The sequence below is a fragment of the Achromobacter sp. HNDS-1 genome, from assembly GCF_040084795.1.
In the GTDB taxonomy this organism is placed as follows: Bacteria; Pseudomonadota; Gammaproteobacteria; order Burkholderiales; family Burkholderiaceae_B; genus Achromobacter; species Achromobacter ruhlandii.
Genome location: NZ_CP157584.1, coordinates 4,703,386 through 4,728,565, shown reverse-complemented (window position 1 = coordinate 4,728,565; position 25,180 = coordinate 4,703,386). Strand labels below are relative to the sequence as shown.

The following is a 25,180-nucleotide window of genomic DNA, read 5'->3' as shown; positions in this document are numbered from 1 at the left end:
TTGGAATGTCCATGCAACCCCTGCAATTACGCCGTCTACGCGCCCGCAAATTCCGCGAACGAAAAATGCCGCATTGCGGCATTTTTTTCGATCCGTGCGCGAGGTGTTGCGCAATTGCCTCGTCAGAGCGGCAGTTCGGTGGTCGACAGGATCTCTTTCAGCACGAAAAAAGTGCGGATCTGGCGCACGCCGGGCAGCTTGATGATCTCGCCCGCGTGCAGCTTGTTGAAGCGTTCCAGGTCGCGGATGCGCAGCATCAGGAAGTAGTCGAACTCGCCCGCCACCAGGTGGCACTCGAGGCAGCCGCTGATGCCGCGCGCGGCCTGCTCGAAGTCGGTGAAGGACTCCGGCGTGGAGCGATCCAGCACCACGCCGACAATCACCAGCGTGGCCATCTCGACCTCGGCCGGTTCGAGCAGCGCCACCGTCTTTCTGATGATGCCCTCGGCCTTGAGCTTTTCCACCCGCCGCAGGCAGGCCGCGGGACTGAGGTGCACGCGCGCGCTCAGATCGAGGTTGGTGATCTGGGCGTCCTGCTGCAGCAGGCGCAGGATCTGGCGGTCGATGCGGTCCAGCCCGGCGATGGCGGCCATTTAATGTGTCCCTATAAAATTTAATTTGGTTTTTATTTTTTATTCATAAATATTAGATCCAAAAATCGTATTTCCTAAAAATTTAAAAGGAAGAAATTAAAAAAATACGCAATTGACCAACAATCCGGCGGATTCCTATGATTTTTCCATCCGCGGCGGCCCGCCCGGATCCCCCTTCCCCCAGGAGCCCGCATGGATCTGCAACGCTTTCCCCGCCACCGCCTGACCTTCGGCGACACCCCCATCGAAAAGCTCGAGCGCCTGTCCGCCCACCTTGGCGGCAAGGTCGAGATCTACGCCAAGCGCGAGGACTGCAACAGCGGCCTGGCGTTCGGCGGCAACAAGCTGCGCAAGCTGGAATACCTGATTCCTCAGGCGCTGGAACAGGGTTGCGACACGCTCGTCACCATCGGCGGCATCCAGTCCAACCACACCCGCATGGTGGCGGCCGTGGCCGCCAAGCTCGGCCTGGCCTGCGTGCTGGTGCAGGAAAACTGGGTGGACTACTCGGATGCGGTCTATGACCGGGTCGGCAACATCATGATGAGCCGGCTGATGGGCGCCGACGTGCGCCTGGTGGACCAGGGCTTCGACATCGGCTTCCGCCGTAGTTGGGAAGAGGCGCTGGAGGACGTGCGCAAGCGCGGCGGCAAGCCGTACGCGATTCCGGCCGGCGCCTCCGACCATGAGCTGGGCGGGCTGGGCTATGTCGGCTTCGCCGAGGAAGTGCGGCGGCAGGAGGCCGAGCTGGGCTTCAAGTTCGACTACATCGTGGTCTGCGCCGTCACCGGCAGCACGCAGGCCGGCATGGTGGTGGGCTTTGCCGCCGACGGCCGCGCCGACCGCGTCATCGGCATCGACGCCTCGGCCACGCCGGACCAGACCCGCGCGCAGATCCTGCGCATCGCGCGCCGCACCGCCGACATGGTGGGCCTGGAGCGCCCCATCACGGACGGCGACGTGGTGCTGGATACGCGCTATGCCTACCCGGCCTATGGCCTGCCATCGGCCGAGACCAACGAGGCGATCCGCCTGTGCGCGCGGCTCGAAGGGATGATGACCGACCCGGTCTACGAGGGCAAATCGATGCAGGGCATGATGGACATCGTGCGGCGCGGGGAAATCCCCGCCGGTTCCCGGGTGCTGTATGCGCATCTTGGGGGGGTGCCGGCGATCAACGCCTACAGCTTTCTCTACCGCAACGGCTGACGGCGGCTATGGCGCCAGCGGGTGGCCCTGCGGCGACCTGCGCTGAACCGCTCTTGCCGATACCCAGGAACAACCCGCCGGCGGCGCACGCCGGCGGGTTGTTCGCTTCATGGCGATCGGACTTGCCTGACGTATTAGGGTCATCACTAATGATGTACATAAATTGTATACAGACAATGCGGTTTACCTTATCGTGTCGAACACGATGTCCACGCCCGCCTTGTCATGAGCACCTACGACTCAACCCAGCCCTACCCGCGTGACCTGATCGGCTACGGCCGCAACCCGCCGCATGCGCAATGGCCCGGCAACGCCCGCATCGCGGTGCAGTTCGTGCTCAATTACGAGGAAGGCGGCGAAAACTGCGTGCTGCATGGCGACGCGGGGTCCGAACAGTTCCTGTCCGAGATGTTCAATCCGGCCAGCTATCCGGAACGCCACCTGAGCATGGAAGGCATCTACGAGTACGGCTCGCGCGTGGGCGTCTGGCGCATCCTGCGTGAATTCGAAAAGCGCGGCCTGCCGCTGACGGTGTTCGCCGTCGGCATGGCGCTGCAGCGCCACCCCGAGCTGGCCGCGGCGCTGGTCGAGCTGGACCACGAGATCGCCTGTCACGGCTGGCGCTGGGTGCACTACCAGAACGTGGACGAAGCCACCGAACGCGAGCACATGCGCCTGGGCATGGAGGCCATCACGCAACTGACCGGCGCCCGTCCGCTGGGCTGGTACACCGGCCGCGACAGCCCGCGCACGCGCCGCCTGGTGGCGGACTACGGCGGCTTCGAATACGACAGCGACTACTACGGCGACGACCTGCCGTTCTGGATGCGCGTGCAAAAGAGCGACGGCAGCGTGGCGCCGCAACTGATCGTGCCCTACACGCTGGACTGCAACGACATGCGCTTCGCGCTGCCGCAGGGCTATTCGCACGCCGATCCCTTCTTCCAGTACCTGAAAGACAGCTTCGACGCGCTCTACGCGGAAGGCGACGAGGCGCCCAAGATGCTCAGCATCGGCATGCATTGCCGCCTGCTGGGCCGGCCCGGCCGCATCGTCGCCCTGCAACGCTTCCTGGATCACATCGCGCGCCATGACCGCGTGTGGGTCTGCCGCCGCCTGGACATCGCCCGGCACTGGCGGGCGCGCCATCCCTATCAACCCGCTGCCTGAACCGCGCAACCATGGCCCCTACCCTCGCCCGATTCAACGACGCCGCGCCGCAAGACGCCGCCGCCATGCTGGCCGACCTGTATCCCCACGCGCCCTGGGCCGCCGAACAGGCGGTGCGGGCGCGCCCGGTGCACAGCGTGGCGCAGTTGCAGCTGGCCCTGCAGCGCGCGGTGGACGACACTGACGCCGCCGCGCAATTGGCGCTGCTGCGCGCTCAGCCCGTCGCCATGCTCGACGCGGCGGCGGACGCCGCCGCGCTGGCCGCCGACTATGCCGCGCGTTTCGGCTTTCCCTTCATCCTGTCCCAATACGGCCCGCGCGGCGCCGGCCCGCAAGACGGGCAATGGCGCCAGGCGCTCGAACGCCGCCGCCACAACGCGCCGGACGACGAACGCCGCGAGGCCCTGCGCCAATTGCACCGTGACGCCGAAGTGCGGCTTTACGACCGTTTCGGCGTCGAACCGGCCCTGGGCAACGACATCTGGGACTGGCAGGAAAAACTCAGCGCGCACAGCGATCCGGGCTACGCCGAGAACGGCCAGCTCACCGTCACCTACCTGACCGACGCGCACCGCGCCTGCGCCCAGCGCATCTCGCACTGGATGCGCGATTGCGGCTTCGACGAAGTCGGCATTGACGCGGTCGGCAACGTGGTCGGCCGCTATCACGCCAACCGCGCCGACGCGCCCATCCTGATGAGCGGCAGCCATTACGACACAGTGCGCAACGCCGGTAAATACGACGGTCGCCTCGGCATCTTTGTGCCGATGGCCTGCGTGCGCGCGCTGCACCGCCAGGGTCGGCGCCTGCCCTACGCGATCGAAGTCGTCGCTTTTTCCGAAGAGGAAGGCCAGCGCTATCCGGCCACCTTCCTCGGTTCCGGCGCGCTGATCGGCGACTTCCAGCCGCGCTGGCTCGAACAGCGGGACGCTGACGGCATCAGCATGCGCGACGCCATGGCGCACGCAGGGCTGTGCGTGGACGACATTCCCAAGCTCAAGCGCGACCCGGCCCGCTACCTGGGCTTTGTCGAAGTGCATATCGAACAAGGCCCCGTGCTCAATGAAATGGGCCTGCCGCTCGGCGTGGTCACGTCAATCAACGGCTGCGTGCGCTACCGCGTGCGGATCCACGGCACGGCCTGCCATGCCGGCACCACGCCGATGGACCGGCGCCGCGACGCCGCCGTGGCCGCGGCCGAGCTGATCGTGTTCGTCGAAGGCCGCGCCGCGCGCGACGGCGACTCGGTCGGCACCGTCGGCATGCTGGAAGTGCCCAATGGCTCGATCAACGTGGTGCCCGGCGAATGCCGCTTCAGCCTCGACCTGCGCGCGCCCAGCGATCCGCAGCGCGATGCGCTGGCCAGCGACGTGCTGGCCGAATTGGAAGCGATCTGCCAGCGCCGCGGCCTGCGCTATACGCTCGAGGAAACCATGCGCGCCGCCGCCGCGCCCAGCGCGCCGGCCTGGCAGCAGCGCTGGGAACGCGCCGTGCAGGCCCTGGGCGTGCCGGTCCATTGCATGCCGAGCGGCGCCGGCCACGATGCCATGAAGCTGCACGAGATCATGCCGCAGGCCATGCTGTTCGTGCGCGGCCAGAACGCCGGCATCAGCCACAACCCGCTCGAATCCACCACCAACCACGACATGCAGCTGGCCGCGCAGGCAATGCAGCGGCTGCTTGACGATCTCGCCAACGAAGCAACGAGCTGAACCATGACCGACTACGCCCGACTCGACGCCTGGGTGGACGCCCACTTCGATGAAGAAGTGCGCTTCCTGCAGGAACTGGTGCGCGTGCCGACCGACACGCCGCCGGGCAACAACGCCCCGCACGCCGTCCGCACCGCCGAACTGCTGCAAGGTTTCGGCCTGCCGGCCGAGTCCCATCCCGTGCCCGCCGACGAAGTGCGCGCCTACGGCATGGAGTCCATCACCAACCTGATCGTGCGCCGCGAATACGGCGCCGGCGGCCGGCGCATCGCCCTCAACGCCCACGGCGACGTGGTGCCGCCGGGCGACGGCTGGGAGCACGATCCGTATGGCGCCGAGATCGTGGACGGCTGCCTCTACGGGCGCGCCGCCGCGGTCAGCAAGAGCGACTTCGCCAGCTTCACCTTCGCATTGCGGGCGCTGGAAGCCGTGGCGCGCCCGAGCCATGGCGCGGTCGAACTGCACTTCACCTACGACGAGGAATTCGGCGGCCTGCTCGGTCCCGGCTGGCTGCTGCGCCAGGGCCTGACGAAACCCGACCTGCTGATCGCGGCAGGCTTCAGCTATGAAGTCGTGACGGCCCACAATGGCTGCCTGCAAATGGAGGTCACGGTGCACGGCAAGATGGCGCACGCCGCCATTCCCGCCACCGGCGTGGATGCGCTGCAGGGCGCTGTCGCGATCATGAACGCGCTGTACGCGCAGAACGCGCGCTATCGCGAGATCACTTCGCGGGTCGAGGGCATCAGCCACCCCTATCTGAACATCGGCCGCATCGAAGGCGGCACCAACACCAACGTGGTGCCCGGCAAGGTGGTGTTCAAGCTGGATCGCCGCATGATCCCGGAAGAGAACGCGGCCGAGGTCGAGGCCGACATCCGCCGCATCATCGAAGAAGGCGCGGCCGCCACGCCCGGCCTGCGCGTCGAGATCAAGCGCCTGCTGCTGGCCAACGCCATGCGGCCGCTGCCCGGCAACCAGCCGCTGGTCGACGCCATCCGCAAGCATGGCCAGGACCTGTTCGGCGAGCCGATCCCCGCCATGGGCACGCCGCTCTACACCGACGTGCGCCTGTACGCCGAGGCCGGCATTCCCGGCGTGATCTACGGCGCCGGCCCGCGCACCGTGCTGGAGTCGCACGCCAAGCGCAACGACGAACGCGTGGTGCTGGAAGACCTGCGGCGGGCCACCAAGGTCATCGCCCGAACCCTGGCCGACCTGCTGCGGCCGGCATGAAAAAAGGGCATGACGCGCGTCATGCCCTTTCGATCCGTGCGTGGCGCAACGCCTGGCCTATGGCTGCGCCAGCCGCGTCACGCGGCGCCAGAACAGCACCGCCACCAGCGCGAACACCGCCAGCCCCAGGAACGAGGCGGTGCGCGCGAATTCCTCGCCCGCGATCGCCAGCGGCGCATCGGTGCCGGCGGCGCCGATGATGGCGGCCATCACCACGCCCACCAGGCTCTCGCCCACGATCAGGCCCGAGGCGATCAGCACGCCGCGCCGGTTGGCGGCGTCGGCGAACGATTCATAGTCCTTGCCGGCGGCCGCGGCGCGGCGGCGCAGCGCGCGCTCCAGCAGCCAGGCCAGCAGCGCGCCGACCACGATCGGCGCCGCCACGGTCGGCGGCAGGTAGATGCCGATGCCCACCGCCAGCACCGGGATGCGGGCGACCTTGCAGGTGCGCTTGAGGATCTCGTCCACCACGATCAGGCCCACGCCCACCGCCATGCCGATCAGGATCATGGTCCAGTTCAGTTGATGCGTGAAGATGCCGCGCGCGATCGCCAGCATCAGCGTGGCCTGCGGCGCCGACAACGCCTGGGACGGGTCCATGCCTGCGCGCGGCATCGCATCGGCGAAGCCGTAGGCGTTGTACAGCAGGTCCAGCACCGGCGAGATCACCGCCGCGCCAAGGACGCAACCGATCAATAGCGCCACCTGCTGGCGCCACGGGGTCGCGCCGACCAGCCAGCCGGTCTTCAGATCCTGCAGATTGTCATTGGAGATCGAGGCCACCGCCACCACCGCCGACGTGCTGAAGATCGCCAGCGCGATGGTCATCTGCACGCCGTTCTGCACCGCCAGCAGGTCGCCGCCCAGCGCCAGCAGCAACAGCGACACCAGCACGATGGCAACGATGCCCACGCCCGAGATCGGGCTGGTCGAGGTGCCCACCAGACCCGCCATGTAACCGCAGGCCGCCGCCACCAGGAAACCGAACACGAAAGCAAACAGCACGGCGTAGGCCACCAGTTTCCAGACCGCGGCGGCCGTCAGCGGCGCGTCCGCCAGGAACACCTGGAACGTGACCACCAGCACCGCCACCAGCACCAGCGTGACGACCGAGATCCAGCCCGCCGACAGGTCGCGCTCGGTACGCGGCGCCTTGCCCGCGCGCGCCGCGCCGGCGCGGGTCAACGCCGAGAACGAGGCCTTGACGCCACGCGCCATCGGCATGAACAGCGTCGCCAGCGTCCAGATGGCGCCCACGCCGATGACGCCTGCGCCGATGAACCGCACCTGCGACGACCACAGCCCGGTGGCGAATTTCGCCAGCGACATGTCCGCGGGAATCTGGGCCATCGAAGTCAGGATCGGCACCGCGATGCCCCACGAGATCACCAGCCCCGTCAGCATGGCCAGGCCCGCCACGATGCCGATCAGGTAACCCGCGCCCAGCAGCGCCAGCGAAAAACCCATCGGCAGCCGGAACACCGCGCCGCCCAGCGAAAACCAGCCGCTGACGCCGTCGCCCAGCACACGCAGGCCGCTGGCCGCGAAGCTGACTGCCGCCGCCACCACGCCGCCGCTGACGATGTCGCCCATGCCGGTGGCCGCCGGCCTGGCCGGCGCCCGAGCGAAATCCTCGGCCGCGTCCTGGGCGCGCTCGGCGCTGCCCACCCGCAGGATCTCGGCGGCCGCCACGCCCTCCGGGTACGGCAGGTCGCTCTGCACCACCATCACGTGGCGCAGCGGAATCGTGAACATCACGCCCAGCATGCCGCCGGCCGCGCAGATGCCCAGGGTCTGCCAGAACGGAAAACCCTGCCAGTGGCCCATCATGACCAGGGCGGGCAGGATGAAGATGATGGCCGACAGCGTGCCGGCCGCCGAGGCCTGCGTCTGCACCATGTTGTTCTCGAGGATGTTGGCGTCCTTGAACAGGCGCAACACCGACATGGAAATGACCGCCGCCGGGATCGCCGACGAGAAGGTCAGGCCGACCTTGAGCCCTAGGAACACGTTGGAGGCGGTGAAGATAATGGTGATGACTGCGCCCAGCAGCACGCCGCGGAATGTCAGTTCCGGTAGCGTGACCTCTGCCGGGACGCTGGTAGGTTGAGTCATTGAAGTCTCCCTTTACTGGCCGGGACACGAGCCCGCCGCTGGGGCGGGACGGCCCCGGCTATCAGGGCGTTGCCGCCCTGTCTGGTTGCCGGTTTGTTTTTTGTGAAGCGCGAATTCTAGCGCCTTGGCGTCCAGCAGGTGGTCACCACCGGTAAGCGGCCGAAGGCGGCAGATCCTGCCGCCGACACGCCAATCGTCAAATGATTATGCTGAAAACCACGATTTCCTCCCGGCATTTTGATTACCCATGCCCCAGCGACAGGACTAGCATGGCGCTTACAAAGGAGACAAAACCATCATGTGCGACGCCAGCCATTCCCCCGCCGGGACCGCCCCCCGGCATGATGCCGATCCCGCCGAAACCGCCGAATGGCGCGACGGCCTGCAATCCCTGGTCGAGGCCTCGGGCGCCGAACGGGCGGGCTATGTGCTGGACAACCTGCTGGGGCACGCCGCCGCCCTGGGCTTGCGCGCCAACAGCCAGACGCGCACCGCCTACCTGAACACCATCCCCGCCGACCAGGAACCGCCCTTTCCCGGCAACCTGGCGGTCGAGGAACGCATCGCCCGCATCAACCGCTGGAACGCCCTGGCCATGGTGGTGCGCGCCAACCAGGCCCATGGCGAACTGGGCGGCCACATCGCCAGTTACGCCTCGGCCGCCGACCTGTTCGAGGTCGGCTTCAACCACTTCTTCCGCGCGGCCACGGCCGACGGTCCCGGCGATCTGGTCTACATGCAGCCACACTCGGCGCCCGGCGTCTACGCCCGCGCCTACCTCGAAGGCTTTCTCAGCGACGACGACCTGGCCCACTTCCGCCAGGAGATCACCGCCACCGCGCGCGGCCTGCGCGGGCTGTCGTCGTATCCGCATCCCTGGCTGATGCCGGACTTCTGGCAGTTCCCCACCGGTTCGATGGGCATCGGCCCCATCAACGCGATCTACCAGGCGCGCTTCATGCGCTACCTGGAGCACCGCTCGCTGGTGCCCGCGAGCGACCGCAAGGTCTGGGGCATCTTCGGCGACGGCGAGATGGACGAACCGGAGTCGATCGCCGCGCTGACCCTGGCCGCGCGCGAAAAGCTCGACAACCTAGTGTTCGTGGTCAACTGCAACCTGCAGCGCCTGGACGGCCCGGTGCGCGGCAACGGCCGCATCATCGACGAACTCGAAACCCTGTACGCGGGCGCCGGCTGGAACGTCATCAAGCTGGTCTGGGGCAGCGACTGGGACGCCCTGCTGCGCCGCGACACCAACGGCGCCCTGGCGCGCGCCTTCGCCAACACGGTGGACGGCCAGTTCCAGACCTTCGCCGCCAACGACGGCGCCTTCAACCGCGCGCACTTCTTCAACCAGAATCCCGAACTGGCGGCGCTGGTGGCAGACTGGACCGACGAGGCCATCGACCGCCTGCACCGCGGCGGCCACGACATGGTCAAGATCCATGCCGCGTACCACCGCGCCGCGCACCATCGCGGCCAGCCCACCGTGATCCTGGCGCAGACCAAGAAGGGCTTTGGCATGGGCACGGCCGGCCAGGGCAAGATGACCACCCACCAGCAGAAGAAGCTGGACGACGAGGCGCTGCTGGCGTTCCGCGACCGCTTCGCCCTGCCGATCTCCGATGCCGATTGCCTGGCGCTCAAGTTCTATCGCCCGGCCGAAGACAGCGCCGAACTGCGCCACCTGCAGGCGCGCCGCGCCGCCCTGGGCGGCCACATCCCGCGCCGCCAGACCCAGGCGCCGCGCCTGGCGCCGCCGGCGGTGGACCAATGGGCGCGCTTCGCGCTCAGCGCCGACGGCAAGGAGATGTCGTCCACCATGGCCATCGTGCGCATGCTGACGGCGCTGCTGAAAGACCCGCAGGTCGGTCCGCGCATCGTACCCATCGTGGCCGACGAGGCCCGCACGTTCGGCATGGCCAACCTGTTCCGCCAGATCGGCATTTACTCGGCGCAAGGCCAGCTGTACGAACCCGAAGACATCGGCTCGGTGCTGTACTACCGCGAAGCGCGCGACGGCCAGATCCTGGAAGAAGGCATCACCGAGGCCGGCGCGATATCGTCGTGGACGGCGGCCGGCACCAGCTATTCGGTCAACGGCCTGCCGATGCTGCCCTTCTATATCTACTACTCGATGTTCGGCTTCCAGCGCATCGGCGACCTGATCTGGGCCGCGGCCGACCAGCGCACGCGCGGCTTCCTCATCGGCGCCACGTCCGGCCGCACCACGCTGGGCGGCGAAGGCCTGCAGCACCAGGACGGCTCCAGCCACATCATGGCCGCGGCCGTGCCCAACTGCCGCGCCTACGATCCCGCCTACGCCTACGAAGTCGCGGTGATCGTCGAGTACGGCATGCGCCGCATGCTGGACGAGCAGCGCGACGAGTTCTTCTACCTGACCGTCACCAACGAGAACCTGGCGCAGCCCGATCTGCCACGGGACGAGGCGGCTACCGAGGGCATCCTGCGCGGCATGTACCGCCTGCGCCCGGCGCGCCAGCAGGCGACGGTGCGCCTGTTGGGCGCCGGCCCCATGCTGCGCGAAGCGGAAATCGCCGCCGAGCGCCTGCACGCGGAATACGGCGTGGATGCCGAGGTCTGGAGCGTGACCAGTTTCTCCGAACTGGCGCGCGACGGCCGCGAGGCCGAACGCGCGCGCGCCCTCGGCCTGGCCACCGCGCCGGACGCGGACTGGGTGCGCGCCTGCCTGGGCGGCAGCGATGCGCCAGTGGTGGCCGCCACCGACTACGTGCGCGCCGTGCCCGAACAGATCCGTGCCTGGGTGCCCGCGCCCTACCGCACGCTGGGCACCGACGGCTTCGGCCGCAGCGACACCCGCGCCCGCCTGCGCGACTTCTTCGAGGTCAGCGCCGACTGGATCGTGCTGCACGCGCTGGACAGCCTGGGCCGGCAGGACCAGGCCAGCGCATTGCGCCGCAAACTCGGCGCAGCCGATCGCGCCACGCCTCCCTGGGCGCAATAACGCCCTGAAAGCAAAGGAGAAAAGCCCCAGCCCGGGGCTTTTCTCCTTTTCATCGGTGCCATCACAAGGCGCGCCGGTTTGATCAAAATCGGACGATCGCTGCGCTGCAACAACCAATCCGCGCCGCTTTCTGTTGAAATACGGGTGTTCCCTAAGCATTTCCCAAAGAATACGGCGGGCCGCGAGCCCGCTTTTTGCTTTCCGTTTTACCTTCTCGCTTTTATCTCCAGTTAGCGCCGAAAAGGCTGTATCCCATGGACGAAACCCTCACCAAACTGGCGTTGGATTACCACGCCTATCCCACCCCCGGAAAGATCTCGGTCACCCCGACCAAGACCCTCGCCAACCAGGACGACCTGTCGCTGGCGTACTCGCCCGGCGTGGCCGCCGCGTGCATGGCCATCTTCGACCAGGGCGACGACGCCGCGTCCAAGTACACCTCGCGCGGCAACCTGGTGGGCGTGATCACCAACGGCACCGCCGTGCTGGGCCTGGGCAACATCGGTCCGCTGGCCGCCAAGCCGGTCATGGAAGGCAAGGGCTGCCTGTTCAAGAAGTTCGCCGGCATCGACGTGTTCGACATCGAACTGGCCGAGAACGACCCCGACAAGCTGGTCGACATCATCGCCGCGCTCGAGCCCACGCTCGGCGGCGTCAACCTTGAAGACATCAAGGCGCCCGAGTGCTTCTACATCGAGAAGAAGCTGCGCGAGCGCATGAAGATCCCCGTCTTCCACGACGACCAGCACGGCACCGCCATCATCTCCTCGGCCGCCATCCTGAACGGCCTGAAGGTCGTGGGCAAGGACATCGGCACGGTCAAGCTGGCCTGCTCGGGCGCTGGCGCCGCCGCCATCGCCTGCCTGGACCTGCTGGTGCACCTGGGCGTCAAGCGCGAGAACATCTACGTGGTGGACTCTCGCGGCGTGATCTGGGACGGCCGCGATGAAAACATGGAAGCCAACAAGAAGCGCTACGCGCAGAAGACCGACGCGCGCACGCTGGCCGACGTGGTCAACGGCGCCGACGTGTTCCTGGGCTGCTCGACCGCCGGCGTGCTGACCGCCGACATGGTCAAGACCATGGCCGACCGTCCGCTGATCCTGGCGCTGGCCAACCCGGAACCGGAAATCCGCCCGGAAGTCGCCAAGGCCGCCCGCCCCGACTGCATCATCGCCACCGGCCGTTCGGACTACCCGAACCAGGTCAACAACGTGCTGTGCTTCCCCTTCATCTTCCGCGGCGCCATGGATGCCGGCGCCTCGCGCATCACCGAGGAAATGAAGCTGGCGTGCGTCAAGGCCATCGCCGAGCTGGCCCAGGCCGAGCAGAACGACGAAGTGGCCCGCGCCTACGCCGGCCAGGAACTGTCGTTCGGTCCCGACTACATCATCCCGAAGCCGTTCGACCCGCGCCTGATCGTCCAGATCGCCCCGGCCGTGGCCCAGGCCGCCGCCGACTCCGGCGTGGCCGCCCGTCCGATCGAGGACATCGAGGCCTACCGCCAGAAGCTGATGGGCTTCGTCTACCACTCGGGCCAGTTGATGCGCCCGCTGTTCGCCCAGGCCAAGAAAGCGCCCAAGCGCGTCATCTACGCCGACGGCGAAGACGAGCGCGTGCTGCGCGCGGTGCAGACCGTGGCCGATGAAAAGCTGGCGTTCCCGATCCTGATCGGCCGCCCGTCCGTGATCGAGATGCGCATCAAGAAGTTCGGCCTGCGCCTGGTCGCCGGCCAGCATTTCGAGATCGTCGATCCCGAAGACGACAGCCGCTTCAACGAAACCTGGAACGCGTACTACCAACTCAAGGGCCGCGAAGGCGTGACCCCGGCCATCGCCAAGGCGATGATCCGCAAGCACAACACGCTCATCGGCGCGATGCTGCTGCGCCGCGGCGATGCCGACGCGCTGCTGTGCGGCGTGGCCAGCAAGTACGACAACCAGCTCAAGTACATCGACGAAATCATCGGCAGGAAGGAAGGCCAGACCTACGCCGCCCTGAATGTGCTGATGCTGCCCGACCAGACGCTGTTCGTCACCGACACCCACGTCAACGAAAACCCGTCGGCCGAGGAAGTCGCCAACATCACCATCCAGGCCGCCGACGAGATGCTGCGTTTCGGCGTGGTGCCCAAGATCGCCCTGCTGTCGCACTCGAACTTCGGCAGCCGCGTCACGGAATCGTCGCGCAAGATGGCCGCCGCGCGCCAGCTGGTGCAGGACCGCGCGCCCGACCTGGAAGTGGACGGCGAAATGCACGCCGACGCCGCCCTGTCGGAAAAGATCCGCGTGCTGGCCTACCCGGACAGCACCCTGAAGGGTCGCGCCAACCTGCTGGTCATGCCGACGCTGGACACCGGCAACATCACGTACAACATGCTGAAGATGACGGGCAGCAATGGCGTCGCGATGGGCCCGATCCTGCTGGGCGCCGCGCGTCCGGTGCACATCCTGACGACCAGCGCCACCGTGCGCCGCATCGTCAACATGACCGCCCTGGCCGTGGTCGATGCGCAGCAGGAAGCCGCCGAGGCCGCCAAGAAGCGCCGTTGATCGCACTGCGCTGATCGGCACGCAAGGGACGCCCCACGGGGCGTCCTTTTTTTTGGGCCGCTTGATGCCGCGATAGTGCGCCGCGACGGGCGAATGGTAAAAACGGGGCAGCGACTCCCCTCGACCCTTCCCTACCGGAGCCCGACCCTATGTTGCTCGACGCCTTCCTGGCCTGGTTTCACTTCCTGGCCATCTTCGTCCTGGTGGTGGTGCTGACCGCCGAAGCGGTGCTGCTGCGCCCCGACCTGACGCCGGCCACGCTCAAGCGCCTGGTGGTCTATGACCGCCTGTATCTGCTGAGCGCGATCCTGGTGCTGGCCACCGGCGTGCTGCGCCTGACACTGGGGGTCAAGGGGGCCGCGTTCTACATGGGCAACCCATGGTTCCACGCCAAGATCACGCTGTTCGTCATCATCGGCCTCTGTTCGATCCCGCCCACGCTGGCCTTCCTGCGCTGGGCCAAACAGGCGCGCCAGCAGCCCGCCTTCGTGCCGGACGCCGCCCAGATCAAGCGCGCGCGCCGCTGGGTAATGATCGAATCGCACCTGTTCATCTTGCTGCCCCTGTTCGCCGTGCTGATGGCGCGCGGCATCGGCGCGTAGGGCGCGCCGCGATCCGCGCGGCTCGCCCGTCTCAGGGACAGCGCGCGCGGGTCGGCTGTGGCGCGTCGTCGCCGACGGTGATAGTGGCGAAGTGGAACACGCCGACGGCGTCGTTCCGGACCACGTCGATCACTTCGCCGGACAGCGTCTGCCTCACCGACATGCCTTCGGGCACATCGGGCAGGCCATCGCGCCGGGCGACGTCGCCGTTCCAGGGACTCAGCACCAGCACACCCGGAAACGGCTCGCGGGCATCGCCACGACCGCGCCGCATCGACTGCACCTGGGTGCCGGCGGCATAACGGACGCCGCCGAACGTCGTCGGACAGGCCAGCTCGGCATCGCTGACGCGCAACAGGCGCCGCTCGCCATCCAGGTAAAGCCGGGGCTCGCTCAACGGCAGCCCGAACACCTTGACCGCCACCGGGTCCTTGACCTCGATACGCCATTGATCCGGATCGCGCGAGCCATCCGTGTAGACGGTGCCGCTCGATCCATACACGATGGAACCGGGCGCAAGATCCAGCGTGTCGACCCGGTTGCCCGGCCCCAGCACGCACTTGTTCAGCGCCATCATCGCGCCATCCTTCGCCACGTCGAATTCAATGTCCTGGGTGGCGTCGCATTGCCAGCCCAGCACCGTCTGGCTGCCAGTGCCTCGCAGCAGGACGCTGCGCGGATGCCGGCCGCGCAGGGCGTAGGTTTCGCTGTCGTACTCGGCGTCCAGATAGCGTTGCGCCCGCGACGCCTGCACGCCGTACATGGCCACGGGCTGCGGAAACTCGGCTTCGACGTAGGTTTCCAGCTCGCCCTCGTCCTGCAGCTTGAGGCGCGTGCCCGCGGGCATGGCGGTGCCGCCTACCGTCGTCGGCGCTTCCAGGGTGACGTTGCGGGCGGCCTCGCGGCGCGCGCCTTCGCGCTCGATCTGCCAGATGACCGTCTGGACCCAGGCATAGAAGGCAAAGGGGACCAGCAGCACCACGAACAGCAGTCCGGAGGTCTTCCAGTATTTGCGAACCGTGCGGCGCGCGCCGCCGCTGGCGACCAGCACCAGCGCCCATCCAAGCAGCACCAGGCCGGCAAGAAAACCCAGGGAAACGAAAATGTAGAAGCCCGCTGAGGGCAGCGCTATTGGAATCATGGCAGGGATGATAAACGCCAAACCGCGACGGCGGGGCGGCCATCGGCGGAACCGGCCGAGGAGCCGGCGGCCAACAAAAAACCGCCCGAAGGCGGTTTCCTGGTCAAGCGTGGCAGCGTATCAACGCTTGTCCATCGGGGGCACGTCGCGCGTGACCGAACCGGTGAACAGCTGGCGCGGACGGCCGATCTTGTAATCGGGATCCGACAGCATTTCGTTCCACTGGGCGATCCAGCCCACCGTGCGGGCCAGCGCGAAGATGGCCGTGAACAGCGAGGTCGGGATGCCGATGGCGCGCTGGACGATACCCGAGTAGAAGTCCACGTTCGGGTACAGCTTGCGCTGCACGAAGTACGGATCTTCCAGGGCGATGCGTTCCAGTTCCATGGCCAGCTTGAACAGCGGGTCGTTTTCCAGGCCCAGGGCCGAGAGCACTTCCTTGCACGTTTCCTGCATCAGCTTGGCGCGCGGGTCGTAGTTCTTGTAGACGCGGTGGCCAAAGCCCATCAGGCGCACGCCCGAGTTCTTGTCCTTGACCTTCTCCATGAACTCGCCGACCTTGGCGATGCCGCCGTTGGCTTGCAGTTCTTCCAGCATCTGCAGGCAAGCTTCGTTGGCGCCGCCGTGCGCCGGGCCCCAAAGGCAAGCCACGCCGGCCGAGATGGCGGCGAACGGGTTGGTGCCCGACGAACCGCACAGGCGGACCGTGGAAGTCGAGGCGTTCTGCTCGTGGTCGGCGTGCAGGATGAAGATGCGGTCGAGCGCGCGCTCGACGACTTCGTTGACCTTGTACTCTTCGCACGGCGTGGCGAACATCATGCGCAGGAAGTTGCCCGTGTAGGACAGGTCGTTCTGCGGATAGATGAACGGTTGGCCTTGCGAGTACTTGTACGCCATCGCGACCAGCGTCGGCATCTTGGCGATCAGGCGGATGGCCGAGATGTGACGATGCTGCGGGTTCGTGATGTCGGTCGAGTCGTGGTAGAACGCCGACAGCGCACCCACCAGGCCCGTCAGGACGGCCATCGGGTGGGCGTCGCGACGGAAACCGCGCAGGAAGAAGTGCAGCTGTTCGTTGACCATCGTGTGATGGGTCACTTGCGAATCGAAATCGGCCTTCTGTTCCTGGTTCGGCAGTTCGCCGTTCAGGATCAGGTAGCAGATGTCCATGAAGTCGCAATTGACGGCCAGCTGTTCGATCGGGTAGCCGCGGTACAGCAGCTCGCCCTTGTCGCCGTCGATGTAGGTGATGCCCGATTCGCAAGCCGCGGTCGACATGAAACCGGGGTCGAACGTGAACATGCCCGTCTGGCCGTACAGCTTGCGAATGTCGATCACATCCGGACCGACCGTGCCCTTGTAGACAGGGAACTCAATGGGTGCGCTGCCGTCCGAGAAGGACAGAGTGGCTTTTTTGTCAGACAGGTTCATGTTTTTTCCTCTCAATTAATCAGAGCGACCGCATCTGGCCGATGATGCCGCGGAGTCGGGGCGTGTCCAGTGCGCCCTCGAGTTCCTTGCGGGCCAGCAGCAGGTCGAGAAGATCGTTGTCTCCCAACTCGAAGAGCTGCGTCAATGCCGTCACGTCATCGTCGGTAAGCTCGGCCTCGTAGGCGTCGAGATACCGGGTGATGATCAAGTCGTTTTCGAGCAGGCCCCGGCGCGCCCGCCAACGCAGCCGCGCCCGTTCCAGTTCAGTAAGCCTGCTCATCATTACACCTTAAATACACCAAACTACTAGACCGTGCGACGGACCATCAGTTCCTTGATCTTGCCAATGGCCTTGGTCGGGTTCAGCCCCTTGGGACAGACGTCGACGCAGTTCATGATGGTGTGGCAACGGAACAGGCGGTACGGATCTTCCAGGTTGTCCAGACGGCTGCCGGTGGCTTCGTCGCGGCTGTCGGCGATGAAGCGGTAGGCTTGCAGCAGGCCGGCCGGGCCGACGAACTTGTCCGGATTCCACCAGAACGACGGGCAGGAAGTGGAACAGCACGCGCACAGGATGCACTCGTACAGGCCGTCCAGCTCTTCGCGCGCCTCGGGCGACTGCAGGCGCTCTTTCTCGGGCGGCGGCGTGTCGTTGATGAGGTACGGGCGGATCGAGTGGTACTGGTTGAAGAAGTGCGTCATGTCCACGATCAGGTCGCGGATCACGGGCAGGCCCGGCAGCGGGCGCAGCACGATCGGTTCCTTCAGCTCGCGCAGGTTGGTCGTGCAGGCCAGGCCGTTCTTGCCGTTGATGTTCATGGCATCCGAACCGCACACGCCTTCACGGCACGAGCGGCGCAGGGCCAGGCTGTCGTCGACGTCGTTCTTGATGCGCACCAGCGCATCGAGCAGCATCTTGTCGGTCGGCTGGAGTTCGACTTCCAGCTTCTGCATGTAGGGGCGCTCGTCCTTGTCCGGATCGTAGCGGTAGATTTCGAACTTGACGATTCTCTTGGTGCTCATAGTAGGCTCTATCCGGACTTAGAAGGTACGCGCCTTGGGCGGGAAGGACTCGACCGTCAGCGGCTTCATCTGCACAGGCTTGTAATCCAGGCGGCTGCCTTCGGAGTACCACAGCGTGTGCTTGAGCCAGTTCTCGTCGTCGCGAGTCGGGTGATCGTCCAGCGCGTGGGCGCCGCGGCTCTCGGTGCGGTTGGCGGCCGACTTGATGGTGGCGCGGGCCACTTCGGTCATGTTGGCCAGTTCCAGCGCCTCGACGCGCGCGGTGTTGAACACCTTGGACTTGTCCTTGAAGTAGATGTTGTCGGCTTGCTTGGCCAGGTCTTCGATCTGGGTCACGCCTTCGTTCAGCAGTTCCAGCGTGCGGAACACGCCGCAGTGGCGCTGCATCGAGAAGCGGATGGCATTGCCGATATCCTGGGTCTTCTCGCCCGAGGTGCGCGATTCCAGCTTGTTGACGCGGTCCATCGAGAATTCGACGGCCTGCTGCGGCACGGGCTGGTGCGCGTGCTGGCGTTCCGGATGCGAATTGACGATGTGGTTGCCGGTGGCGCGGCCGAACACGATCAGGTCCAGCAGCGAGTTGGTGCCCAGGCGGTTGGCGCCGTGCACCGACACCGCGGCGCATTCGCCGATGGCGTACAGGCCGTTGACGATCTTGTTCTCGCCGTTTTCGCGCGTCAGCACCTGGCCGTGGTAGTTGGCCGGGATGCCGCCCATCTGGTAGTGGATGGTCGGGACGACGGGGATCGGTTCCTTGATCGGGTCGACGTTGCCGAACTTGATGGCGATTTCGCGGATCGAGGGCAGGCGCTTGTTGATGACGTCGGCGCCGAGGTGGTCGAGCTTGAGCACCACGTAGCTGCCGTCCGGACCGCAGCCACGGCCTTCCTTGATTTCCTGGTCCATCGAGCGCGACACGAAGTCACGCGGGGCCAGGTCCTTCAGCGTGGGCGCGTAGCGCTCCATGAAGCGCTCGCCATCCTTGTTCAGCAGGATGCCGCCTTCGCCGCGCACGCCTTCGGTGATCAGCACGCCGGCGCCGGCCACGCCGGTCGGGTGGAATTGCCAGAATTCCATGTCCTGCAGCGGGATGCCCGCGCGGGCGGCCATGCCCAGGCCGTCGCCGGTGTTGATGAAGGCGTTGGTGGAGGCGGCCCAGATACGGCCGGCGCCGCCGGTGGCCAGCACCGTGGTCTTGGCTTCCAGGATGTAGATCTCGCCGGTTTCCATTTCGAGGGCGGTCACGCCCACGACGTCGCCGGCTTCGTTGCGCAGCAGGTCCAGCGCCATCCATTCGACGAAGAACTGGGTGCGGGCGGCGACGTTGCGCTGGTACAGGGTGTGCAGCAGCGCGTGGCCGGTACGGTCGGCAGCGGCACAGGCGCGCTGGACCGGCTTTTCACCGAAGTTGGCGGTGTGGCCGCCGAACGGACGCTGGTAGATGGTGCCGTCGGGATTGCGGTCGAACGGCATGCCGAAGTGTTCGAGCTCATACACGGCGTTGGGGGCTTCGCGGCACATGAACTCGATGGCGTCCTGGTCGCCCAGCCAGTCCGAGCCCTTGACGGTGTCGTACATGTGCCAGTACCAGTTGTCTTCGCTCATGTTGCCCAGCGAGGCGCTCACGCCACCCTGCGCGGCAACGGTGTGCGAGCGCGTGGGGAACACTTTGGACAGCACCGCAACGGACAGGCCCGCTTGGGACAGTTGCAGCGAACAACGCATGCCGGCTCCGCCGGCGCCAACGACCACCACATCAAACTGGCGGCGCGGCAAGGATTTCATGACAGAGACCACGGCTTAGATGCTCCAGAGGATTTGCGCGAAGTAAACGACCGAACCGATCAGCCAGAGGATCGTCAGCACTTGCAGCAGCAGGCGCACGCCCACCGACTTGACGTAGTCCATCCAGATGTCGCGCACGCCAATCCAGGCATGCCAGGCCAACGCAATGAATGCAAGGGTCGCCAGGATCTGGCCGACCGGAAGAACGCCCACGTAGAACGTGAACAGCGCGTGCCACGATTCATACGTGAAGGCAGGCATCAACAGGATGCCGATGAGCAGCACCAGCGTATACACGGCCATGATGACGGCGGTGATGCGCTGGATGATGAAATCCATGACGCCATAGTGGGCGCCGACGACCAGGCGCTTGGGTCCGTAGTTTTTAGCGGCGGCCATTTACAGCACTCCGAACAGTTTGAGGGCGAACACCAGGGTCAGCGCCAGGCTGACACCGAAAACCACGCCGGCGCTTTTCTTGGCCGACAGCTTGTCGATGCCCAGGTGCAGGTCCAGCAGCAGGTAGCGGATGCCCGCACAGAAGTGATGCAGGTAGCCCCAGATCAGGACCAGGAGGACGAGCTTGACGATCGGATTGCCGGCATACGCGGCGACGGCCGCGAAGGTCTGCGGCGAGGCCACGCTGGCCGCGAACAGCGGCAGAATGACCAAGGGCAGACAGAGGAACAGCAATATGCCGCTGATGCGGTGCAGGATGGACAGCTTGCCGGCCAGGGGCAGGCGATAGGAGAACGCAACTTGGGCAAGCCCAATATTGCGAAACTGCGGACGTGGCTTGGCAGCGGTGTCGGACATGACGGCCTCGGTGTTTCGGAACTAGGGAATCGTGACGGCGGCAACGCCGTGGCCCTTGCGGGCAAACACGGTATTTTCGCCCAGAGATCGGGTTGGTATCAAATCGTAGGTAAAAAGCTCATCAATTCAGACTATTGCGGTAGTGATATCGATCGGTCAAGTACAAGCCCCGCCGGATTTCCATGGGGCGGTCACCATACGTGTACGACACGCGATCCACCTGCAACAACGGCGTGCCGGCGGCAACATTAAGCAGCGTACAGGCTTCGGGCGGCGCCGCCACGGCGCGCAGCTTTTCGTCCGCGCGCACCATGCTGACGCCGAACTCGGATTCGAACAGACCGTAGAGCGGCGCCTTGTTGGCGCTCAACAGCTCGAAGGTGAGGCCGCGGAAGATGGATCCGGGCAGCCAGATGTCGTCCAGCACGGTGGGCGTCTGCCCCATGGACAGCAGGCGGCGGATCATGACGACGGTTTCGCCGGCCCGCAGGTCGAGCGCGCGCGCGATCTCGGCGGGCGCCCGCAGGCGCCGGCATTCGAGGATGCGGCTTTCGGCGCGGCCGGCCTCGCCCTCTTCATCGGGGGCCAGGCGCAGGAAGCGGTAGCGCACGCGGGCTTCATGATGGGTGGCGACGAAGGTGCCCTTGCCCTGGCGGCGCAGCAGCAGATGCTCGGCCGCAAGCTCGTCGACCGCCTTGCGCACCGTGCCCTGGCTCACCTGGAAACGGGCGGCCAGATCGATTTCGCTGGGGATGAGTTCGCCGGGCTTCCATTCGCCGCGATCCAGGCTCTGGACGAGCAGGTCCTTGATCTGGCGGTACAACGGGCTGAAAGCGGCCCCCTCGCCCGTCGGACGGGCGGCGCGAGTGCGTAGGGGAGTTTCGGGCCGGGGGTCTGCCATGGATCGTCTTGGAAGTGTCATGTTCATCCGGAGAATGGAAGGCAGCGCAAACGATGCGGTTTCCATTCGCATGCGCTGCTGCGGTGCCGGTGTTCTGGCCTGATACAGGCGCGCAGCCGGCGGTGCTGCGGCGCATTCGAACAAACGCTCTATTGTGGCATATCGGGGGTGGCGCTGTCCAACGTCTTATGTCTTATATAAGATATAAGATCAATTGACGCACCCGTAAATTAGTTCTAGGATTCCTGGCTGTCCGGCGACACATCCGCCCCCTCGCGCGCGGGCCGTCTTCGCCGTTCAACGGATTACACTGATTGGTGAGATTATTTTCTCGCCACACCATTACGGAGAACGTCCATGTCTAAGCCTGCCTTGCGTGTCGCCGTCACCGGCGCCGCCGGCCAAATCGGTTACGCACTGCTGTTCCGCATCGCCTCCGGCGAAATGCTGGGCAAAGATCAGCCCGTCATTCTGCAACTGCTTGAAATCCCCGACGAAAAAGCGCAAAAGGCCCTGAAGGGCGTCATCATGGAACTGGATGACTGCGCCTTCCCGCTGCTGCAGGAAGTCACCGCCCACAGCGATCCGCGCACGGCATTCAAGGACGCGGACGTGGCCCTGCTGGTCGGCGCCCGCCCGCGCGGCCCCGGCATGGAACGCAAGGATCTGCTGTCGGTCAACGCCCAGATCTTCACGGCCCAGGGCAAGGCCCTGAACGACGTCGCCAGCCGCAACGTCAAGGTGCTGGTGGTCGGCAACCCGGCCAACACCAACGCCTACATCGCCATGAAGTCGGCGCCGGACCTGCCCGCCAAGAACTTCACCGCCATGCTGCGCCTGGACCACAACCGCGCCCTGTCGCAACTGGCCGCCAAGTCGGGCAAGGCTGTGGCCGACATCGAGAAGCTGGTCGTGTGGGGCAACCACTCGCCCACCATGTACCCCGACTACCGCTTCGCCACCGTCGGCGGCGAATCGCTGGCCAAGCTGATCAACGACGACGCCTGGAACCGCGACACCTTCATCCCCACCGTGGGCAAGCGTGGCGCCGCCATCATCGAGGCCCGTGGCCTGTCGTCGGCCGCCTCGGCCGCCAACGCCGCCATCGACCACGTGCGTGACTGGGTCCTGGGCAGCAACGGCAAGTGGGTCACCATGGGCATCCCGTCCGATGGCTCCTACGGCATCCCCGAAGGCATCATCTACGGCGTGCCGGTCACCACCGAAAACGGCGAATACAAGCGTGTCGAAGGCCTGGAAATCGACGCCTTCTCGCGTGAGCGCCTGGACTTCACGCTGAAGGAGCTCCTGGAAGAGCGCGACGGCGTCAAGGACCTGCTGAAGTAAGCAGCCGGCAAGCAGAATTGGGCCCGTTGACGCGGGCCCAATTCGCAAGCGGACGGGGCATCGACGGACGCCCCGTCCGCGGCACGCAAACCTGTCCCTTTGCGACCGTCCCTTTGCGAGCGCGCAAGGAATTGTCGCGAAGGGGACAGATTTACGTGCCGCGGCCGCGGTAAGGTCATGGCCAGGGGCCGCGCCCCGATCCGGCCCGCCGCGGACCCGCAAGACCTGACATCCCAGCCGGGGCAACGTCACGACACCCGGCCCCTATAACGGAGACTCCCCATGTCCAGACCCGAATCCGCCGGCGCCCTGTTCCGTCGCGCGCTCGCCGAAGAAAACCCGCTGCAGATCATCGGCGCCATCAACGCCAACCACGCGCTGCTGGCCAAGCGCGCCGGCTACCGCGCCATCTATCTCTCGGGCGGCGGCGTGGCGGCGGGCTCGCTGGGCCTGCCCGACCTGGGCATCAACACGATGGACGACGTACTGACGGACGTGCGCCGCATCACCGACGTTTGCGACGTGCCGCTGCTGGTGGACATCGACACCGGCTTCGGCCCGTCGGCATTCAACATCGCCCGCACCGTCAAGAGCCTGATCAAGTTCGGCGCCGCCGCCTGCCACATCGAGGACCAGGTCGGCGCCAAGCGCTGCGGCCATCGCCCGGGCAAGGAAATCGTCAGCACCGAGGAAATGGCCGACCGCGTCAAGGCCGCGGCCGACGCCCGCACCGACAGCGACTTCTACCTGATCGCGCGCACCGACGCCATCGCCTCGCACGGCGTGGATGCCGCCATCGAGCGCGCCCTGGCCTGCGTCGAAGCCGGCGCCGACGCCATCTTCGCCGAAGCCGCCTACGACCTGCCGACCTACGACCGCTTCGTCAAGGCGGTCAAGGTGCCGGTGCTGGCCAACATCACCGAATTCGGCAAGACGCCGCTGTTCTCGGTGGAAGAGCTCAAGAGCGTGGGCGTGGGCATGGTGCTCTACCCGCTGTCAGCCTTCCGCGCCATGAACAAGGCCGCCGAGGCCGTCTACACCGCCATCCGGCGCGACGGTCACCAGAAGAACGTGGTCGACCTGATGCAGACGCGCGAGGAACTGTACGACCGCATCGGCTACCACGAATTCGAATCGCGCCTGGACGCCCTGTTCCAGAAGGGCAAGGCCTGACGCGCGCCACCGTATCCGGCGCCGCGGCGATCCCGCGGCGCCCCGCTTCCCCCATTGCATCGACCACCGCGAAAGGAAAGGAGTAGAGACATGAGCACGGCTCCCAAGAAGCAAGCTGCCAAAACGGATACCACCGCGGACGCCACCCCGGCCGCCAAGCCGGAAGAAAAGGCTGGCTTCAAGCCCAAGAAATCGGTCGCGCTGTCCGGCGTGGTCGCAGGCAACACCGCGCTGTGCACGGTCGGCCGCAGCGGCAACGACCTGCACTACCGCGGCTACGACATCCTGGACATCGCCCACACCAGCGAGTTCGAGGAAATCGCCCACCTGCTGGTGCATGGCAAGCTGCCCAACAAGGCCGAACTGGCCGCCTATAAGCAGAAGCTGCGCTCGCTGCGCGGCCTGCCGGTGCAACTGCAGGACGCGCTGGAGGCCTTGCCGGCCGCGAGTCACCCGATGGACGTGATGCGCACGGCCGTCTCGGTGCTGGGCTGCGTGCTGCCCGAGAAGGACGACCACAACCTGCCCGGCGCGCGCGACATCGCCGACCGCCTGATGGCCAACCTGGGCTCGGCCCTGCTGTACTGGTACCACTACAGCCACAATGGCCGCGTGATCGACGTGCAGACCGACGATGACAGCATCGGCGGCCACTTCCTGCACCTGCTGCACGGCGAGAAGCCGAGCGACGAATGGGTCAAGGCGATGCACATCTCGCTGAACCTGTACGCCGAGCACGAGTTCAACGCCTCCACCTTCACCGCCCGCGTCATCGCCGGCACCGGCTCGGACATGTACTCGGCCATCACCGGCGCCATCGGCGCGCTGCGCGGCCCCAAGCACGGCGGCGCCAACGAGGTCGCCTTCGACGTGCAGAAGCGCTACGAGACGCCGGACGAAGCCGAGGCCGACATCCGCCGCCGCGTCGAGGCCAAGGAAGTCATCATCGGCTTCGGCCACCCGGTCTACACCGTGTCCGACCCGCGCAACAAGGTCATCAAGGAAGTGGCCAAGAAGCTGTCCAAGAAGGCCGGCAGCACCAAGATGTTCGACATCGCCGAACGCCTCGAGACGGTCATGTGGGACATCAAGAAGATGTTCCCCAACCTGGACTGGTTCTCGGCCGTCAGCTACCACATGATGGGCGTGCCCACCGCCATGTTCACCCCGCTGTTCGTGATCGCGCGCACCGCGGGCTGGTCGGCCCACATCATCGAGCAGCGCGTGGACAACAAGATCATCCGCCCGACCGCCAACTACGTTGGACCGGAAGACCAGAAGTTCGTGCCGCTCGACAAGCGCAAGTAGGACGACGACATGGGCCTGCCGACGCCTTCCCCCGCGCCGCGCGGGCCCAGTGCCGCCTGTATTCACTCAGGAGAGGTACC

20 protein-coding genes are annotated in these 25,180 nt (G+C 66.2%); 10 read left to right on the top strand and 10 right to left on the bottom strand.

The window, feature by feature from the left end; translation table 11 throughout:
* Positions 1-122: 122 nt before the first annotated feature.
* The gene (locus ABFG95_RS21835; RefSeq protein ID WP_049072267.1) at positions 123-593 is read right to left on the bottom strand and encodes a winged helix-turn-helix transcriptional regulator; all 471 of its coding nucleotides are present in this window, start codon (positions 591-593) and stop codon (positions 123-125) included.
* Positions 594-785: 192 nt separating this feature from the next.
* Here ABFG95_RS21835 and ABFG95_RS21830 point away from each other — a divergent pair, with 192 nt between their 5' ends.
* From ABFG95_RS21830 to ABFG95_RS21815, 4 genes are all read left to right on the top strand, one after another.
* The gene (locus ABFG95_RS21830) at positions 786-1,802 is read left to right on the top strand and encodes a 1-aminocyclopropane-1-carboxylate deaminase (RefSeq protein WP_020924636.1); all 1,017 of its coding nucleotides are present in this window, start codon (positions 786-788) and stop codon (positions 1,800-1,802) included.
* A 225-nt stretch (positions 1,803-2,027) separates the two neighbouring features.
* Positions 2,028-2,972: an allantoinase PuuE gene (gene puuE / locus ABFG95_RS21825; RefSeq protein WP_059269568.1), complete on the top strand. Its 945-nt coding sequence runs from the start codon at positions 2,028-2,030 to the stop codon at positions 2,970-2,972.
* Positions 2,973-2,983: 11 nt separating this feature from the next.
* Entirely contained in the window at positions 2,984-4,684 is a 1,701-nt protein-coding gene (locus tag ABFG95_RS21820) for a hydantoinase/carbamoylase family amidase (protein WP_348994927.1), read from the top strand.
* Positions 4,685-4,687: 3 nt separating this feature from the next.
* The gene (locus ABFG95_RS21815) at positions 4,688-5,920 is read left to right on the top strand and encodes a M20/M25/M40 family metallo-hydrolase (RefSeq protein ID WP_049072261.1); all 1,233 of its coding nucleotides are present in this window, start codon (positions 4,688-4,690) and stop codon (positions 5,918-5,920) included.
* A 57-nt stretch (positions 5,921-5,977) separates the two neighbouring features.
* Here ABFG95_RS21815 and ABFG95_RS21810 read toward each other — a convergent pair whose 3' ends face one another.
* Positions 5,978-8,035 (bottom strand): oligopeptide transporter, OPT family, encoded by a 2,058-nt coding sequence (locus ABFG95_RS21810; RefSeq protein ID WP_348994926.1) that lies wholly within the window; start codon positions 8,033-8,035, stop codon positions 5,978-5,980.
* 298 nt (positions 8,036-8,333) lie between these two features.
* Between ABFG95_RS21810 and mdeB the strand changes: the two genes are divergently transcribed.
* From mdeB to ABFG95_RS21795, 3 genes are all read left to right on the top strand, one after another.
* Positions 8,334-11,021 (top strand): alpha-ketoglutarate dehydrogenase, encoded by a 2,688-nt coding sequence (mdeB, locus tag ABFG95_RS21805; protein ID WP_348994925.1) that lies wholly within the window; start codon positions 8,334-8,336, stop codon positions 11,019-11,021.
* 254 nt (positions 11,022-11,275) lie between these two features.
* On the top strand, positions 11,276-13,573 hold the full coding sequence (locus tag ABFG95_RS21800) for an NADP-dependent malic enzyme (RefSeq protein WP_049072257.1): 2,298 nt from the start codon (positions 11,276-11,278) through the stop codon (positions 13,571-13,573).
* Between the two features lie 149 nt (positions 13,574-13,722).
* Positions 13,723-14,175 carry a DUF2214 family protein gene (locus ABFG95_RS21795; protein ID WP_049072255.1) on the top strand — a complete coding sequence of 151 codons (453 nt, stop codon included), beginning with the start codon at positions 13,723-13,725 and terminating at the stop codon, positions 14,173-14,175.
* A 31-nt stretch (positions 14,176-14,206) separates the two neighbouring features.
* Here the strand turns inward: ABFG95_RS21795 and ABFG95_RS21790 are convergent, their stop codons facing one another.
* The 8 genes from ABFG95_RS21790 to ABFG95_RS21755 all read right to left on the bottom strand — a co-directional run bounded on the left by ABFG95_RS21790 (position 14,207) and on the right by ABFG95_RS21755 (position 21,272).
* Positions 14,207-15,316, bottom strand: a complete 1,110-nt coding sequence (locus tag ABFG95_RS21790) for a hypothetical protein (protein ID WP_348994924.1) — start codon at positions 15,314-15,316, stop codon at positions 14,207-14,209.
* Positions 15,317-15,436: 120 nt separating this feature from the next.
* The gene (locus tag ABFG95_RS21785) at positions 15,437-16,747 is read right to left on the bottom strand and encodes a citrate synthase (RefSeq protein ID WP_047992235.1); all 1,311 of its coding nucleotides are present in this window, start codon (positions 16,745-16,747) and stop codon (positions 15,437-15,439) included.
* A gap of 19 nt (positions 16,748-16,766) precedes the next feature.
* Positions 16,767-17,027, bottom strand: a complete 261-nt coding sequence (locus ABFG95_RS21780) for a succinate dehydrogenase assembly factor 2 (RefSeq protein ID WP_049077540.1) — start codon at positions 17,025-17,027, stop codon at positions 16,767-16,769.
* A 26-nt stretch (positions 17,028-17,053) separates the two neighbouring features.
* Positions 17,054-17,770 (bottom strand): succinate dehydrogenase iron-sulfur subunit, encoded by a 717-nt coding sequence (locus ABFG95_RS21775; RefSeq protein ID WP_024068140.1) that lies wholly within the window; start codon positions 17,768-17,770, stop codon positions 17,054-17,056.
* Positions 17,771-17,788: 18 nt separating this feature from the next.
* Positions 17,789-19,567 (bottom strand): succinate dehydrogenase flavoprotein subunit, encoded by a 1,779-nt coding sequence (sdhA, locus tag ABFG95_RS21770; RefSeq protein WP_049072253.1) that lies wholly within the window; start codon positions 19,565-19,567, stop codon positions 17,789-17,791.
* Positions 19,568-19,570: 3 nt separating this feature from the next.
* Positions 19,571-19,954, bottom strand: a complete 384-nt coding sequence (gene sdhD / locus ABFG95_RS21765) for a succinate dehydrogenase, hydrophobic membrane anchor protein (protein ID WP_049072252.1) — start codon at positions 19,952-19,954, stop codon at positions 19,571-19,573.
* A complete protein-coding gene (gene sdhC, locus ABFG95_RS21760; RefSeq protein ID WP_006389362.1) occupies positions 19,955-20,371 on the bottom strand; it encodes a succinate dehydrogenase, cytochrome b556 subunit in 417 nt (138 codons plus the stop codon). It abuts the gene before it with no gap.
* A 121-nt stretch (positions 20,372-20,492) separates the two neighbouring features.
* On the bottom strand, positions 20,493-21,272 hold the full coding sequence (locus tag ABFG95_RS21755) for a GntR family transcriptional regulator (protein ID WP_059269562.1): 780 nt from the start codon (positions 21,270-21,272) through the stop codon (positions 20,493-20,495).
* Positions 21,273-21,629: 357 nt separating this feature from the next.
* On the opposite strand from ABFG95_RS21755, the gene ABFG95_RS21750 reads away from it, so the two are divergent.
* The 3 genes from ABFG95_RS21750 to prpC all read left to right on the top strand — a co-directional run bounded on the left by ABFG95_RS21750 (position 21,630) and on the right by prpC (position 25,100).
* Complete coding sequence (locus tag ABFG95_RS21750; protein WP_049072248.1) at positions 21,630-22,619, top strand: malate dehydrogenase; 990 nt, start codon at positions 21,630-21,632, stop codon at positions 22,617-22,619.
* A 282-nt stretch (positions 22,620-22,901) separates the two neighbouring features.
* Positions 22,902-23,792: a methylisocitrate lyase gene (prpB, locus tag ABFG95_RS21745; RefSeq protein WP_006389359.1), complete on the top strand. Its 891-nt coding sequence runs from the start codon at positions 22,902-22,904 to the stop codon at positions 23,790-23,792.
* Between the two features lie 90 nt (positions 23,793-23,882).
* On the top strand, positions 23,883-25,100 hold the full coding sequence (gene prpC, locus ABFG95_RS21740; RefSeq protein ID WP_049072246.1) for a 2-methylcitrate synthase: 1,218 nt from the start codon (positions 23,883-23,885) through the stop codon (positions 25,098-25,100).
* The last annotated feature ends 80 nt before the right edge of the window (positions 25,101-25,180 follow it).